Origin of the sequence: Pseudonocardia terrae (assembly GCF_021343995.1) — a bacterium.
Taxonomy (GTDB): domain Bacteria; phylum Actinomycetota; class Actinomycetes; order Mycobacteriales; family Pseudonocardiaceae; genus Pseudonocardia; species Pseudonocardia terrae.
This window is the reverse complement of record NZ_JAJTTE010000015.1, coordinates 122,754-138,893: the sequence shown is the minus strand read 5'-3', so window position 1 is coordinate 138,893 and position 16,140 is coordinate 122,754. Positions and strand designations below refer to the sequence as shown.

Annotated in this window: 9 protein-coding genes; 8 read left to right on the top strand and 1 reads right to left on the bottom strand. The window is 74.4% G+C overall.

Going from position 1 to position 16,140, the window contains the following annotated elements:
* Positions 1-299: 299 nt before the first annotated feature.
* The 8 genes from LWC33_RS12765 to LWC33_RS12730 all read left to right on the top strand — a co-directional run bounded on the left by LWC33_RS12765 (position 300) and on the right by LWC33_RS12730 (position 14,503).
* Complete coding sequence (locus tag LWC33_RS12765; protein ID WP_233304537.1) at positions 300-815, top strand: single-stranded DNA-binding protein; 516 nt, start codon at positions 300-302, stop codon at positions 813-815.
* A gap of 24 nt (positions 816-839) precedes the next feature.
* A complete protein-coding gene (gene ettA, locus LWC33_RS12760) occupies positions 840-2,516 on the top strand; it encodes an energy-dependent translational throttle protein EttA (protein ID WP_233304535.1) in 1,677 nt (558 codons plus the stop codon).
* Between the two features lie 79 nt (positions 2,517-2,595).
* Complete coding sequence (locus tag LWC33_RS12755) at positions 2,596-7,014, top strand: hypothetical protein (RefSeq protein WP_233304533.1); 4,419 nt, start codon at positions 2,596-2,598, stop codon at positions 7,012-7,014.
* A 470-nt stretch (positions 7,015-7,484) separates the two neighbouring features.
* Positions 7,485-12,203, top strand: a complete 4,719-nt coding sequence (locus LWC33_RS12750; RefSeq protein ID WP_233304532.1) for an NAD-glutamate dehydrogenase — start codon at positions 7,485-7,487, stop codon at positions 12,201-12,203.
* Between the two features lie 34 nt (positions 12,204-12,237).
* Positions 12,238-12,624 carry an STAS domain-containing protein gene (locus LWC33_RS12745; RefSeq protein WP_233304531.1) on the top strand — a complete coding sequence of 129 codons (387 nt, stop codon included), beginning with the start codon at positions 12,238-12,240 and terminating at the stop codon, positions 12,622-12,624.
* Between the two features lie 30 nt (positions 12,625-12,654).
* Positions 12,655-13,323, top strand: coding sequence for an alpha/beta fold hydrolase (locus LWC33_RS12740; protein WP_233304530.1), 669 nt, complete (start codon positions 12,655-12,657; stop codon positions 13,321-13,323).
* Between the two features lie 20 nt (positions 13,324-13,343).
* Positions 13,344-13,862 (top strand): acyl-CoA thioesterase, encoded by a 519-nt coding sequence (locus LWC33_RS12735; RefSeq protein ID WP_233304528.1) that lies wholly within the window; start codon positions 13,344-13,346, stop codon positions 13,860-13,862.
* A complete protein-coding gene (locus LWC33_RS12730; RefSeq protein WP_233304526.1) occupies positions 13,859-14,503 on the top strand; it encodes a DUF8185 domain-containing protein in 645 nt (214 codons plus the stop codon). Before LWC33_RS12735 ends, LWC33_RS12730 begins: the two co-directional genes overlap by 4 nt.
* A gap of 26 nt (positions 14,504-14,529) precedes the next feature.
* Here LWC33_RS12730 and LWC33_RS12725 read toward each other — a convergent pair whose 3' ends face one another.
* Entirely contained in the window at positions 14,530-16,119 is a 1,590-nt protein-coding gene (locus tag LWC33_RS12725; RefSeq protein ID WP_233304525.1) for a glycoside hydrolase family 13 protein, read from the bottom strand.
* Between the last annotated feature and the right edge of the window lie 21 nt (positions 16,120-16,140).

The window sequence follows — 16,140 nt, the reverse complement described above, 5'->3', positions numbered from 1 at the left end:
GCCGATGGTACTGCACTCGCCAGGGTGTGGGAGAGTAGGTCGCCGCCGACATCAAACATCGCAGAAGGGCCCCGGAACCGTGTTCCGGGGCCCTTCTCGCGTTCTCGGACACGTCCTAGAAGGGGCGAGAAGCGCCCCTACCACCGACCCCCGACAAGTCGTGCGTTTGCCGGCCGCACTTCCGCCGACTCGTCCCCACCTCGGTGCACGTGTCCACAGGATCGGCAATCGTTCCGTCGAGGGTCCGTTCTCACCGCATGCTTGGTGCACCGGATCGATCGACACGAGGAGCGAGAGCGATGACCGAGATCCTGACGACCGTGGTGGGCCGGCTGACGAACGCGCCCGTCACACGCGACCTGGGCGGCGGCCGCGAGGTCGTCTCCTTCAGGATGGCCTGCAACCACGGCTACATGGACCGCACGACGGGGCAGTGGAAGGAGTCGTCGACCTCCTACGTCTCGGTCGACATCTGGCGTCGGCACCTGGGGCGCAACGTCCAGGGCTCTTTCGCGAAGGGCGACCCGGTGATCGCGCACGGCCGGCTCTACGTCCGGGACTACGAGCAGGAGGGGCGGACCCGCACCACGGTGACGCTGGTGGCCGATGCCGTCGGCCCCGATCTGAACACGACGATGGCTGTCGTCACGAGGGTGCGGAGGACCGCCGACGGGAGCCTCGTGGAGGAGGCGGGGATGCCGGCGGCAGGGAACGGGAGTGGCCTCCCGGACGGCGTGACCGTCGGTCCGCGACCCGCGCCGGACGACGAGCGGGTCGAGCCGGTGGTCGACGCCGTACCGGCCGCGAGGGGGTGACGAGGGCGGAACTACCATCGAGGCGTGGCGGAGTTCATCTACACCATGAAGAACGTGCGCAAGGCGCACGGCGACAAGGTCATCCTCGACAACGCCTCGATCAGCTTCTACCCGGGGGCCAAGATCGGTGTCGTGGGACCCAACGGCGCCGGCAAGTCGAGCGTGCTGCGGATCATGGCGGGGCTGGACCAGCCCAACAACGGCGAGGCGTTCCTGACGCCCGGGGCGACGGTCGGCATCCTTCAGCAGGAGCCCCCGCTGAACGAGGAGAAGACCGTCCTCGGGAACGTGGAGGAGGGCGTCGGCGAGATCAAGCAGAAGCTCGACCGGTACAACCAGATCGCCGAGCAGATGGCGACGGACTACTCGGACGCGCTGATGGAGGAGATGGGCACCCTCCAGGAGGAGCTCGACCACGCCGACGCCTGGGAGCTCGACTCCCAGCTGGAGCAGGCGATGGACGCGCTGCGGTGCCCGCCCCCGGACGCCGAGGTCGGGCACCTCTCCGGTGGTGAGCGGCGCCGGGTGGCGCTGTGCAAGCTCCTGCTTTCGAAGCCGGACCTCCTGCTGCTCGACGAGCCGACCAACCACCTCGACGCCGAGAGCGTGCTGTGGCTGGAGCAGTTCCTCAGCTCCTATCCGGGCGCGGTCCTGGCCGTCACCCACGACCGGTACTTCCTCGACAACGTGGCGCAGTGGATCCTCGAGCTGGACCGCGGCCGCACCTTCCCCTACGAGGGCAACTACTCCACCTACCTGGAGAAGAAGGCCGAGCGCCTCGCCGTCCAGGGCAAGAAGGACGCGAAGCTGCAGCGGCGCCTCAAGGAGGAGCTGGCCTGGGTCCGCTCCAACCCGAAGGCGCGCCAGGCGAAGAGCCGCTCGCGACTCGACCGCTACGAGGAGATGGCGGCCGAGGCGGATCGGCACCGCAAGCTGGACTTCGAGGAGATCCAGATCCCGCCGGGCCCGCGCCTGGGCAACTCGGTGGTCGAGGTCTCGCACCTGGACAAGGGCTTCGACGGGCGGCAGCTCATCAAGGACCTGTCCTTCTCGCTGCCCCGCAACGGCATCGTCGGCGTGATCGGACCGAACGGGGTCGGGAAGACCACGCTGTTCAAGACGATCGTCGGCCTGGAGAAGCCGGACTCGGGCGAGGTGAAGGTCGGCGACACGGTGAAGCTGTCGTACGTCGACCAGAACCGCGCCGGCATCGACCCGAAGAAGAACGTGTGGGAGGTCGTGTCCGACGGGCTCGACTACATCCACGTCGGGCAGACGGAGATGCCGTCGCGGGCCTACGTCGCGGCGTTCGGGTTCAAGGGGCCGGACCAGCAGAAGCCGGCGGGCGTGTTGTCCGGCGGTGAGCGGAACCGGCTGAACCTGGCCCTCACGCTCAAGCAGGGCGGCAACCTCATCCTGCTCGACGAGCCGACGAACGACCTGGACGTCGAGACCCTGGGGTCGCTGGAGAACGCGTTGGAGCAGTTCCCGGGCTGCGCCGTGGTGATCTCCCACGACCGATGGTTCCTGGACCGCGTCGTGACCCACATCCTCGCGTGGGAGGGCACCGAGGAGAACCCGGCCAGCTGGTTCTGGTTCGAGGGCAACTTCGAGGCGTACGAGAAGAACAAGGTCGAGCGTCTCGGAGCGGATGCCGCGCGACCGCACCGTGTGACGCACCGTAAGCTGACCCGTGACTGAGAGCTATCACTCTCCGGTGGCCTGAGGTCACGGAGCGGCAGCGGGAGCGACCCCGGAGTCGGGGTGCACGGGAGGGTGCATGTCCGAAACGGTCCGGCACGACGGGGACCAGATCTCCGGGGCAGCGACGATCGGTGTTGCCGCGTCGCTGCGGTGGAGCAGGCCGGATCTCACGGCCGAACTCGCCGGGCACGTCGCCGACGCGGCGTGGCCCGGCGACCCGACCTTGTGGCTCACCGCCCTCGGGTGGCGGGTGCACGGGATCGCCGCGGTGGGCGACGGCCGGTCGGCGGCCATCGAGGCCCTCGCGGCACTGGACGCGGCGGACGCCGACCCGATCGGGCTCGCCGGCCCGGCGGGGCTGCGACTGCTGGTCGAGGTCGCGTCGGCCTGCCGGGACAACGGCGACGTCGCGTACGCCCGGCGGCTCGCGGAGGTGGCCCTGGCGCGGGCCGACGAGTCGCCCGAGGTCCGGTTCGACGCGCGGCTGGTCCTTGCACGATGCGCGGGCGGCGACGCGCCGGCGGAGGCGCGCGGCATCCTCGAGTCCGCCCGGGCGGAGGCACGGCTGCTGCCCGGTCCCGCCATCGCGGCCGTGGCGCTTGCCCGGGCGTCGGTCGCGCGGGAGGCCGGACGCACGGACGACGCGGTCGCCGCCGCTCGCGAGGGTCTGCAGGCGCTGGGCGCCGGCGACGGCACCGAGCCTGGTCCGGCGTCCCCCCATCTGGTCGACGCGCTCGTCGCACAGCGCCTCGGTGCGCTGCTCGAGGCCGATCGGCGGAGCGAGGCGCGGGCCGTCGCCGACGCCGTCGCGGGGCGGGCGGGCCCGAAGGCCACCCGACAGGCCGCGCAGCTGCGGCTCGTCGTCGCGCAGGCGACGGCCGAGCACGGGGCCGCCGCCGAGCGAGCGCTGTCCGAAGCGGCCGAGTACGCCGCTGCGGTGGACAGCCCCGGCCTCGAAGGTGCGTGTCGCGTCGCACTCGGCGACCTCGCGGAGAAGCAGGGCCGCCTGGACGCCGCCCTGGCCGCGACCCGCGCCGGGCTCGAGGCGGAGCACCGCGACGCGGAGCGTGGGCGGCGATTCCGCGAGCTGGTCTCGGCCGCCGTGGATCGGCTGGTCGGCGACGCCGCCTCAGCCGGAGCCGGCGAGAACCGAACCGCTGGGACGAGCGTCGGGGCGACGCCCGGGAACGCGCGGGTTGGTGCGGCAGACGCCGGCGGCAGGACGCAGGAGACGTCCTCGGGCCGTGCCCCCGGTCGGACGGACTCGGACCGCGAGACACGGAACGGAACGCCCGCGACACCGACCGCAGCGCCCTCGACCGGTGGGGCTGCGCGAGTCGCAGGAGCGACCAGCGCGATCGACGCTTTGCTGGGAGGCCTCGACGCGGGGATCGTGCCCGCGTCCTGGAGCGGCACGGTCGCCGACCGGCCGACCGATCGTGGGCCTGCGGGTCGGCGTCGGGAGACCGGCGGCGACGTGAGTGCGAGCGGCGGTCGGCGTCGCCGTGCAGTGGACGAGACCGCCGACGAGCCGGGGACGACGGCGGGTGAGCCGGGGATGACGGCGGGTCGACGGCGGAAGGACGACACCGACGCCGGGGCGATCCTCGGCGTCATCGGGAACGACAGCGTCATCGGGAACGACAGCGTCATCGGGAACGACAGCGTCATCGGGAACGACAGCGTCATCGGGAACGACGGCGTCAGCGGCAACGACACTGCCCACCGCGGTCGGCGCGGCGCTGCCGACGCGTCCACCACGACCGGCGCCGGGCGCGGCGTCGACGCGCCCGGTCCGCTCAGCGCACGAGACGGTGCCGCGGACGACGCTGCGCCGAAGTCGGGTCGCCGGAGCAAGGCAGAGTCGGGGACGAACGGTCGCGCCGCCGGGACGGCGTCCGGAAAGGGCCGGGGCCCCAGGGAGTGGAGGGAGCTGCTCGATAGCGCTTCGCCCGCTGCCGAGCCGTCGGAGGCGTCGAGTGATGCCACGGTCGGACCCGGGAGTACGCAGGAGACACCGCCGAAGCCGCGGCAGCGGACCATGGCGACCGCGGTCCCGATCGACGACACCGATCGATCGACCGGCACCCACGGGGCCCTTCTCGGGGACGCACTGATCTCCGAGCTGCGGGCCTCGGGCCGCTGGAGCGACGACGATCGGCCGCATTCCTGGTCGCGCCTTCGCCCGGGTGACGACCTGCCGGGCGTCGTCGGCGGACGGCGCCATCGCAGCGGCGAGTCGGACGAGCCGCGACCGGGTGACGCCCTCGGGCGGACTGCGCCGGACGAGCCCGATGCGGGGATCGCGGCCGGTCGACGTGCCCGCAGGCGCGACGACCGCGTCGGCGGCGTTCCGGGTCTCCGAGACGGCGCGGTTGTCGGACAGACCGGCGACGACGTCGCTGGTCGTCGCGGCCAGGTCGGCGAGGACGGCACTGGCGCGGGCCGGTCGGCGCCGCGGAGCGATCGCAGCACTGCCGGGCCCGACGGCGACGCCCTCGCCGGACCTCGTAGTGGCGGGGGCGCGGAGCTCTCCGCCGACGAGATCTGGTACGCGAACGGCGTTCAGACCGACAACCGGCTCGAGGCCGAAGCCGAGGCCGAGGCCGAGGCCGCGCTCGGGCGTGCTGCGCGGCGCGCTCGCGAGAGCGCCCCCGGCGGCGCGCGGACCCGGGCGCGGGGCGACGAGGGGACGGTCGAGGCCTCTGCCCGAGCGGGTAACCCCGCGGAGGGCGACGACCAGGGCGCCGGGACGACGGGCGGGAAGCGGTCCCGGTCGCGTCGTTCGGCCGACCGGCTCACCGAGGGAGGCTCGGCTGCACGCCGGGTTGCGGACCTCCTCGCCTCGGCCGAGGGCGGAGGCCGCGCCGCCCGGCGTCGGGCCCGGGAGGCCGCCGAGGCACAGACCGACCGCACGGAGCCGACGGAGCCGAACGGGGAGCCGGGGCGTGGCGGCGAGGTGGGCCGGATCGGCGAGGAGGGCCGGATCGGCGAGGCGGGCCGGATCGGCGAGGCCGAGCATGGCGGCGAGGCGGGGCGTGGCGGCCGGGTCGGCTGGATCGACGAGGCCGGGCGGAGCGGCGAGGCCGAGCGTCCGGGGTCGCCGGATCGTGCCGGGGAGGCGGACAGCGGGGGTCGTTCGGGCGGTGTAGCCAACCCGGGCGGCGTCGACGCGCTGGGCCGCGCGAACGGTTCGGGCCGCGTGCGCGAATCGAGCGGCGCCGACGCTCTGAGCAGCATCGACGAGTCCGGGCAGGCGAACGGTTCGCCGCAGCGTGGCGGGCGGAGGCGCTCGGACGAGCCCGCGCGTCCCGAGGCGTCGGGACCTGAGGTGGCACACGGAGCACAGGGCGTCGGAACACCTCCTCGTGACAGGGACCGCTCGGGCGGTGGGCAGCCGTCGCAGGCCGAGGAGCCGGCGCGGTCGACCGGGCCGGCATCGGTTGGGCCGGCATCGGTTGGGCCGGCATCAGTTGGGCCGGCATCGATTGGGCCGGCATCGACCGAGGTCGAGCCGTCGGCGGCGGCGCAGGCGGCGGACGACTGGTTGCGCTCGGCGATCGCGGAGCTGGACCGGGTCTGGGGCAAGCCCGACGCCTTGTCGGGCGCGCTTCCCGTCGCCCCGAGCGACTCGGCGAGACCCGCCGGAGGCGACGAGGACGCCGGCACCGGGACCAACGAGGGCCTCGGCACGTCCGTGGTGCTCGATTTCGTGGACGGGGATCGGCGGATCGGGTCGCCGGACGCCGAGCGCGCCCTGCGACGGCTCACGGACCGGATGCGCGTGCACCTGCCGAGCCGGGGGCGCGTCCGCACCGAGGACCCGAGCACCGTGCGTGTCGACCTGCCGGGGCGGGACCGGAGCGAGACCGCTGCGTGGCTGCATCCCGTGATGCGGGACCTGGCGGCCAGCGTCGACGGCGGTGCCGGGCTGCGCGGCGCGCGGCTGCGCGGCACCGTGCACGGGACGGACGGCGCCACCGGCGTCCAGCTCATCCAGGACATCGAGCCGTCGCCGCCGGTCGCCGCCGGGTCGACGCGCGGGCGCACGAGTGCCGGCCCCTTCCGGCTCGAGGACCTGGCGGTCCGCCCGGGGAGCGGTGGTCGTCGGCATCGGCGAGCGGCGGGGTCCAGCAGCTCGGAGACCACCGGCGCCTCGGACGACGAGGGCGACCGAGCCGAGGTGCCCTCCGGCCGGGCGGCCCCCGCCTCGACCACCTCCGGGATGGACGCCCCCACACTGCAGCTCGAGGATCGCCACGACGGCAGGGCCGATACCGGCCGGCAGGGATCTGGGGCCGGCCGCACCGGCGCGGCCGGTGGCGGCCCGGAGTCCGGCACCGCGAGGAGCGAGACGGACGCGCAGGCCGATACCTCGACCGAGAACGGCGACGGGACCGAGCCGGACGGACCGGCCGGGAAGGAGAGCCCCACCGACGGTCTGGGGCTCGGTGACCTCCTCGCCGGTGCCATGGCGGCCTACCGCGGCCTCTGACGAGTCGCCGGCCCTGATCGCCGGCCGGGACCGGCGGTCGCCAGCTCCGGCGGCTCGCCAGCTTCGGTGACCCGCGATCTTCCGGTGGGTCGCCAGAGCCCGAGACCCGTCGCTCTGAGGACTTGCCGGCGTGAACGGGCTGCCACCAGCCCGGCGCTGGTCGAGCTGTCGGCGGCGCGGCGGTTGCGCCGAGTGCGCCGGAGTCGGTAGGCGCCTTGCAGTCCGCCGGCCGGCTCGATGTCCACGGAGCGGTGGCGCAGGGCGTCGGATCCGAGCGGCTCGCGGTGCTCCGCCTACCTCGAGCGCGCGCTGTCGGGGTCCCCCGGCCCACCGACGCGGGTTTCACCCGCCGCGATCAGCCGCTCATCCAGAGTGACCGGAGCGCGTTCGGGTCGCCGCCGCGGTCAGCCGATCGGGGGCTAGTGTGGACCCGCCCCGAGCAACCCTCGCAAGACCCGGAGTCGCCGAGAATGAGCCGGACCCGTGAGCACACCACCGCCGCGGAGCCGGCCGCCGAGCCGGACGGCCTGACCGCCCTCTATGCGCGGCACGCGCCCGCGGACGGGGCGCCCGCCCACACCGACGGCCCGGAGCTGCCGCCGCTGGACGCGGTCGCGACGGAGCAGCGCGCCCTGGCCGAGCGCCGCCTGGTGGGCGAGCCGCTGGTCCGGGTCGACGGGACGGCCGTCCGGATCGTCACCGACGACATGCCCTACCTCGTCGGCTCGACCCTCGCGGCGGTGTCCCGGGCCGGGGCGGAGGTGCGGCGACTGCTGCACCCGATCGTGGTCGTCCGACGCGACGTGGCCGGGCAGCTGCAGGAGGTCCTGCCCGACGCCGATCCCGCGGACCCGCCCCCCGGCACGTTCGCCGAGTCCTGGATCCGCCTGGACCTCAACATCGCGGTGGATCCCGACCTCCTCACCGAGGAGCTGCGCGACACGCTGCACGACGTCCGCGAGATCGTCGAGGACGGCGACCGGATGGAACACCGCATCCGCACCCTCGCCGACGAGCTGCTCGCCGACGAGCTGGTGCCCCGCGGCGTCCGCACCGACCGCGGCTCCGAGCGGCACGAGACCGCCCAGTTCCTCCGCTGGCTGGCCGACGGACACTTCACCTTCCTCGGCTACCGCCACTACCGGATCGACGGCGAGCGGCTGCGGCCCGAGCTCGCGTCGGGCCTGGGCGTCCTGCGCCGCGACACGCTCGACGACGGCGCCTTCGTCCCCGACGGCGGCGGGGTGGACCGGGCCGAGGAGCTGCTGATCCTCACCCGCGCCGGAATGCGCAGCCGGGTGCTGCGCCCCGCCCACCCGTACTACGTGGGTCTGCGCACCTTCGACCAGCACGGCGCGCCCACCGGGGAGCACCGCTTCCTCGGGATGCTCACGGTCCCGGGGATGTACGAGAGCGTGCTGGACATCCCGGTCGTCGCGCGCCGGGTGCGCCGGGCGATCCGGCGGGCGGGGTTCCCGCTGGAGTCGTACTCCGGGCAGCAGATGCTCGAGGTGATCTCCGGTCTGCCGCGCGAGGAGCTGTTCAGCGCGACCACGGAGTACCTGCACGACGTCGCGATCGGCGTCCTCGGTCTGGCCGCGCGCCGCGCGGTGCGGGTGTTCCTGCGCCGCGACCCGCACCACCGGTTCGTCTCGTGCCTGGTCTACGTGCCGCGCGACCGCTACACCACGACGAGCCGGCTGGCGATGGCCGACGTGCTGCGCGACCGGCTGCACGGCAGCACGGTCGACTACACCGCACGCGTCACGGAGGCGCCGTACGCGCGCGTGCACTTCATGGTGCAGACCGACCCCGCGGCGCCGCCGGTCGACCCGGAGGCGCAGGAGCTGACCGACGCCCTCACCGAGGCCGTCCGGACCTGGGACGACCGGCTCGTCGACCGCCTCGGCGCCGGCGCAGCGACGGTCCCCGGCCTGCTCGCCGGCGTCCCGGACTCGTACAAGGCGGGCACCGCGCCGGACCGCGCCGTGGAGGACCTGAAGCGGATCCTCGCGCTGCCCGAGGGCGGGTTCGACGTCCGGCTGCACCACGAGGACGGGGAGCGCCGGCTGGCGATCTACCTCGACGAGCCGGTGTCGCTGACCCGGATCCTGCCCGTGCTGCAGCACCTGGGCGTCGAGGTCGTCGAGGAGCACCCGTCCGAGTTCGTCCGGCCCGACGGCCGGCGCTGCTGGCTCTACGACTTCGGCCTGCGCCTCGACACCGCCGACGACCCGGCCGACACCGCCCTCGCCGGGCGGGACGAGGCCGAGCTGGACCGCGACTTCTGCGCGGCGTTCCGCGCGACCTGGGGCGGCGACGCAGAGGCCGACCGGTTCTCCGCGCTCGTGCTGCACGCGGGCCTGCACTGGCGTGAGGCGGCGCTGCTGCGCTCCTACGCCCGCTACTCCCGGCAGGTCGGCAGCACCTTCGGGGTGCAGTACATGGCGAACACGCTGCTGGCGCAGCCCGCCGTCGCACGCGGGCTGGTGAAGCTGTTCCGGGCGCGTTTCGACCCGGCCGAGGAGAACCGGTCGAAGGCCACCGAGGAGGCGTTGACCGAGGTCACCGCGCTGATCGACCAGGTGACCGGCCTGGACGCGGACCGCATCCTGCGCGGCTTCCTGGCGATGATCGTCGCGACGCTGCGCACGAACTGGTTCCGGAACCGCGCGTTCACCTCGTTCAAGATCGACCCGGCCGCGGTGCCGGACATGCCGGCGCCCCGGCCGCGGTTCGAGATCTTCGTGTACTCGCCGCGGACGGAGGGCGTGCACCTGCGCTTCGGGCCGGTCGCCCGCGGCGGCCTGCGCTGGTCGGACCGCCCGCAGGACTTCCGCACCGAGATCCTGGGCCTGGTCAAGGCGCAGATGGTGAAGAACGCCGTGATCGTGCCGGTCGGCGCGAAGGGCGGGTTCGTGGTGCGCGCGGCGCGGCCGGACCCGGCCGAGGTCGAGGCCTGCTACCGGATCTTCGTCTCCGGGCTGCTCGACCTCACCGACAACCTCGTGCGGGGCGAGACCGTGCCGCCACCGGACGTCGTACGCCACGACGGCGACGACTCCTACCTGGTCGTGGCCGCGGACAAGGGCACGGCGCGGTTCTCCGACGTCGCCAACGAGGTGGCGGAGGGCTACGGGTTCTGGCTCGGCGACGCGTTCGCCTCGGGCGGCTCGGTGGGCTACGACCACAAGGCCATGGGCATCACCGCCCGCGGGGCGTGGGAGAGCGTCAAGCGGCACTTCTCCGAGCTCGGGATCGACACCCAGAGCCAGGACTTCACCGTGGTCGGCGTCGGGGACATGTCCGGGGACGTGTTCGGCAACGGGATGCTGCTGTCCGAGCACATCCGGCTGGTCGCGGCGTTCGACCACCGGCACGTCTTCGTCGACCCGACCCCGGACGCGGCCCGCGGGTTCGCCGAGCGCAGCCGGCTGTTCGCCCTGCCCCGCTCCTCCTGGGACGACTACGACCGGGAGGCGATCAGCCCCGGTGGCGGCGTCTGGCCGCGCACGGCGAAGGCGGTGCCGGTCGGCCCGGAGGTGCGCGCGGCCCTGGGGCTGGGCGACCACGTGGTGAAGCTGAGCCCGCCGGAGCTGATCCGGGCGATCCTGCTCGCCCCGGCCGACCTGCTGTGGAACGGCGGCATCGGCACCTACGTCAAGGCCTCCACCGAGGCGCACGCCGACGCCGGGGACAAGGCCAACGACGCCATCCGCGTCGACGGCCGGGAGCTGCGGGTCAAGGTCGTCGGCGAGGGCGGGAACCTCGGGCTGACCCAGCGCGGGCGGATCGAGTACGCCCGCGGCGGCGGCCGGGTCAACACCGACGCGATCGACAACTCGGCCGGCGTGGACTGCTCCGACCACGAGGTCAACATCAAGATCCTGCTGGACCGGCTGGTCACGGTCGGCGAGCTGGACCGCCCGGGCCGCAACGCGCTGCTCGCCGAGATGACCGACGAGGTCGCCTCCCTCGTCCTCTCCGACAACACCGACCAGAACGCGGTGCTCGGCGTCTCGCGGTCGCACTCCGGCGAGATGGCCAACGTGCACGCCCGGGTCGTGGCGGACCTCGAGGAGCGCACCGGGCTGGACCGGGCCCTGGAGGTCCTGCCGACGCCGGCCGGGTTCCAGGCGCTCGAACGGTCGGGGGACGGCCTGACCGGCCCGGAGCTGTCGACGCTGCTCGCGCACGTCAAGCTCGACCTCACCCGGCGGCTGCTCGACAGCGACCTGCTCGAAGGGGCCGCGTTCGCGCCACGGCTGCCGGAGTACTTCCCGCACCCGCTGCGCGAGCGTTTCCCCGAGGCGATCCGCCGCCACCCGCTGCACCGCGAGATCCTCGGCACGCTGCTGGTCAACGAGATGGTCGACGGCGCCGGGATCACCTTCGCCTTCCGGATCAACGAGGAGACCGCCGCCGGGCCGTCGGACGCGGTGCGCGCCTACGCCGTCGTCACCGGCGTGTACGCGCTGCGGGCGCACTGGCGGCAGATCCGCGAGGCCGGCCTGCCCGTCGAGGTCGCCGACCGGTTGGTCCTGGAGTCCCGCCGGCTGCTCGACCGCGCCTCCCGCTGGTTCCTCACCAACCGTCCCCAGCCCCTGGCGGTCGGGGCCGAGGCCGCCCGCTTCGCAGGCCAGGTGCGCACGTTGTGGCGCCGGCTCCCGGACCTGCTCGCGGGCCGGGAGAAGGAGGTCGTGCAGACCCGGACCGCGGCGTTGCTCGACGAGGGCGTGCCCGACCGGCTGGCCCGTCGTGCGGCGACGGCGGTGCACGGCTTCGGGCTGCTCGACGTCGTCGAGCTGATCGAGCTGTCCGAGCGTGACGGCGAACCGCGGGACCCGGAGGAGGTCGCCCGCACGTACTTCGCGCTCAGCGACCACCTCGGCGTCGACGTGGCGCTGACCTCGGTCAGCGCACTGCCGCGCGGGGACCGCTGGCACCAGCTCGCCCGGCTGGCGCTGCGCGACGACCTCTACGGCTCGTTGCGCTCCATCACCCTCGACGCGCTGCGCGAGGCCGCGCCGGGCACCCCGGTGCCCGAGACGATCGCCCAGTGGGAGCGGGCGAACGCGTCGCGGCTGGTCCGGGCGCGGTCGGCGCTGCAGGAGATCGCGGGGGCCGAGCAGCTCGACCTGGCCACGCTCTCCGTCGTCTCCCGCCAACTGCGGGGCCTCGCGCGGTAGCGTGGAGGGTCACACGCGCGGCGAAGGGGGCCCCGTGGACGACCGCGATGCCGAGGTGGTGGCCCTTCCGTCCGTGCGCGAGTACCCCGGCGGCACGCCGCTGGAGATGCGCGCCGTGCACCCGGTCCCGTGGCTCGCGCTGCTGCTGCTGTCCGGTGAGATCGACCTGACGAACTGCTTCGCGATGGGCTCCTGGGTCGAGTCGCACGCGGCCGACCGGGTCGTGGTGGACCTGACCTGCGTGGAGCTGCTGGCGGCCTGCGGCGCCCGCCGCCTCGCCGAGGCCCAGGAGACGCTGCGGCGCCGGGGGAGCGAGCTCCACGTGGTGGTGTCCGACGATCCGTTGCAGGAACAGATCCTCCGGGTGATCGGGAGCTTCGCGCTCCACGGATCCGTCACGGCGGCCTGCCGGGAACGATGAGTCCGGGCCGCCCGTCCGGTCCACCCCGGCATGACGACGTTCCTGCTGCTGCCCGGCGCGGGCGGCGAGGCCCGGTACTGGCACCGGGTCGTCCCGGAGCTGGCGGCGCGCGGCCACGAGCCGGTCGCCGTCGACCTGCCCGCCGACGACGAGACGCTGGGGTGGGCGGAGTACACCGACCTCGCCCTGGCGGCCCTCGGCGACCGGCCCGACCCGGTCGTCGTCGCGCAGTCGATGGGCGCCTACCTCGGGCCGCTGGTGTGCGCGGCGGTGCCGGTGCGGCGGCTGGTGCTGGTGAACCCCATGATTCCGGCGCCGGGGGAGAGTGCCGGGCACTGGTGGGAGGCCACGCGGCAGGCCGAGGCCCGGGCCGAGGCCGGGTACGACGGGTTCGACCTCGAGCGGGACTTCCTGCACGACCTGCCGGCGGACCTGCGCACCGAGCTGGCGCAGGGTGGGCGGAACCAGTCGGAGCGCTCGTTCGCCGAGCCGTTCTCGCTGACGGCCTGGCCGGACGTCCCCACGACCGTGCTGGCCGGCGCCGGCGACCGCCTGTTCCCCCTGCCGTTCCAACGGCGGGTGGCGCGCGAACGGCTCGGGCTCGACGTCCGCGTGATGCCGGGCGGGCACCTCAACGCCCTCTCCCGCCCGGTCGAGCTGACGGAGGCGCTGCTGGAGGCGCCGGTCGAGGTCGGGTGAGCGGGTGAGAGGGTGGACGCGTGGCCCGCTACGTCGCCCAGGTCCCGCTGCGCTGGACCGACCAGGACTCCTACCGGCACCTGAACCACGCGCGGGCGGTCACGCTCCTCGAGGAGGCGCGCATCGAGCTGATGTTCACCGCCGCCGCGGCGGAGGGCATCGACACCTTCGCGGCCGGACTGCTGGTGGCAGGGCTCGGCGTGGAGTACCGCAGGCAGGTCCCGTACCGCGCGCACGACCTGCGGGTGGAGATGACCGTGCGGGACGTGCGGGCGGCGTCGTTCACGATCGACTACGTGATGCGGGAGGGGCCGGCGGAGTCCGACCCGGTCGCGATCGAGGCGGAGACGCGGATGGCGCTGTTCGACCTGGCCGGCCGGCGGCCCCGCCGGCTCACCGCCGAGGAGCGGGCCTTCCTGCTGCGCTGGGCGCCGGAGCCCGCCGTGACAGCTGCCGGGACCGCTGCCGCGGCCTCCGCCGGGACCTCTGCCGGGACCTCTGCCGGGACCTCTGCGTCGGCCGCGGAGGCCGTGTCGTGAGCCTCCGGTTCGCCGACCCGTCCGAGCGTGCGGATCTCGGCACCTTCACCGCGCGCCTGGTCCGCCTCGACGAGTCCGCGCCGGTGCGGCTGCGGTCCGCGCGCGGCCGGGTGACGGCCTGGGCCCCGACCCCGTTCGAGGCGCTCGCGACCCGCTCGGTCGCCGCCGAGATGGAGCCGGACGACGTCACCGTGCAGGGGTCCGCGCTGCTCACGGCCCTGGCCGTCGACCGGTCCGAGGAGGTGGACCTCGGCGGTGCCACCGGGTTCTGGACGGGCACGCTGCCACCCGACGAAGGCTGGACGCGGCTCGAGGACGTTCCCGCGCGGGAGCTGGAGGCGCTCACCGAGCGCGGGCTGACGCTGGCCCGCGAGCACGGCGGGCCCATGGGCCCACCCGCCTCGCTGCTCGACCAGACCGTCCTGACGGTCTCCGGTGACGTGCCGGGGAAGGTCTCCGTGCCGATGCGGGCGCTGTTCGCCCTGTCCGGCATGGGGTTCCTCGGCGGTGCCGACACCGGCGCGGGCGACGGGCCGGAACCGGTCGTGCGGGTCTCGGCGACGGGCTCGTGGATGCGGCTCGACGCCCGCTTCGGCGCCGTCGTCCGGCGGCGGATGACCGCGCTGCCCCTGCTGACCTGAGCAGGCCGACCGGGGCAGCCTCAGCGTCAGGCGAGCCAAGCGGCCGTGTCGGGCGGGAGTTCGCCGCAGTCCGTGAGCGGGGCGCTGGTGAGCAGGACGTCGCCAGGTGGCAGCGGGACGGCCCGGTCGCCGGCGTTGAGCGCGCAGACGAGCGTGGACCCGGTGCGGCGGAAGGCGAGGCAGCCCGCCGGGGCGCCGAACCACTCGACCTGGTCGCCGTGGAACGCGGGATGGCTGCGTCGCAGCTCCAGGGCCTGGCGGAAGAGCGACAGCGTCGAGTCCGGGTCCTCGAGCTGGTCTGCGGCGGTCAGCGCGCCGAACTCCTCCGGCATGGGGAGCCAAGGCGTGCCGGTGGTGAAGCCGTAGCCGGGTGAACCGCCCTCCCACGGCAGCGGTACCCGGGCGCCGTCGCGGCCGGGGTCGGCATGCCCGGACAGCTCCCAGGCCGGGTCCTGCCGCGCCGCTTCGGGCAGCTCGACGTCGGGCAGGCCCAGCTCGTCGCCGTGGTAGAGGTAGGCGGTGCCGGGCAGGGCCAGCGTGACCAGGGCCATCGCGCGCGCCCGGGCGAGCCCGAGCGGACTCTCCCCGTACCGCGTGGCCGGGCGCACCAGATCGTGGCCGGCCAGCATCCACACGGCCGGAACGCCGACGGACCCGGCGGCCGCGAGAGTGCGGTCGACGGCCTCGCGCACCTGGCCGGCGTCGAAGGCCGCGTCGCGCAGCGCGGAGTGGAAGGCGAGGTGCAGCTCGTCGCGGCGGACGTAGGCCGCCCAGCGGTCGTCGTCGCGCACCGTGCCGACGTCGCCGACGGCCATCCGCTCCGGGTAGTGGTCGAGCACCGCGCGGATCATGCGGTGCACGTCGTGCACCGGGTCCTGGTCGAAGCGCGGGTCGGCGAGCTCGTCCGAGACCGGGGTCCAGCCCGGCTGCCGCCGGTCGTCGGGCAGCCCGGCGGCCTTGGCCATGCCGTGCGCGACGTCGATCCGCAGCCCGTCGACGCCCCGGTCGCACCAGAACCGCAGCGTCTTCTCCAGGTCCGCCCAGACCTCGGGGTTCTCCCAGTCGAGGTCCGGCTGGCCGGGCGCGAACAGGTGCAGGTACCACTCGTCCGGCCGGCTCGTGCCGTCCTCGTCCGTCGCGGTGAGGCGCGTCCACGCCGGCCCGCCGAACACGCTCTGCCAGTTGTTCGGCGGCTGCTCGCCGCGCTCGCCCTTGCCGGGGCGGAAGTGGTAGCGGGCCCGCTCCGGGCTCCCGGGACTCGACGACACCGCGGCGCGGAACCATTCGTGCTGGTCCGAGGTGTGGTTGGGCACCACGTCGACGACCACCCGCAGGCCGTGGGCGTGCGCGTCGGCGATCAGCCCGTCGAGGTCGTCGAGGTCGCCGAGGAGCGGGTCGACCTCCCGGGGGTCGGACACGTCGTAGCCGTGGTCGACGCCGGGCGAGGGGTTGACGGGGCTCAGCCAGACGGCGTCGACGCCGAGGAGCTCGAGGTACCCGAGCCGGCTGCGGACGCCCGCGAGGTCACCGACCCCGTCGCCGTCGGAGTCGGCGAAGCTGCGGACGTAGACCTGGTAGACGACGGCCTTCGCCCACCACTGCCCGTCGTGCCGCACGGGACGCCATTCTGCCAAACG

Coding starts and splice junctions, on each gene's coding strand:
- LWC33_RS12765 (WP_233304537.1), top strand. CDS start 300: ATGACCGAGATCCTGACGACCGTGGTGGGCCGGCTGACGAACGCGCCC.
- LWC33_RS12755 (WP_233304533.1), top strand. CDS start 2,596: ATGTCCGAAACGGTCCGGCACGACGGGGACCAGATCTCCGGGGCAGCG.
- LWC33_RS12750 (WP_233304532.1), top strand. CDS start 7,485: ATGAGCCGGACCCGTGAGCACACCACCGCCGCGGAGCCGGCCGCCGAG.
- LWC33_RS12740 (WP_233304530.1), top strand. CDS start 12,655: ATGACGACGTTCCTGCTGCTGCCCGGCGCGGGCGGCGAGGCCCGGTAC.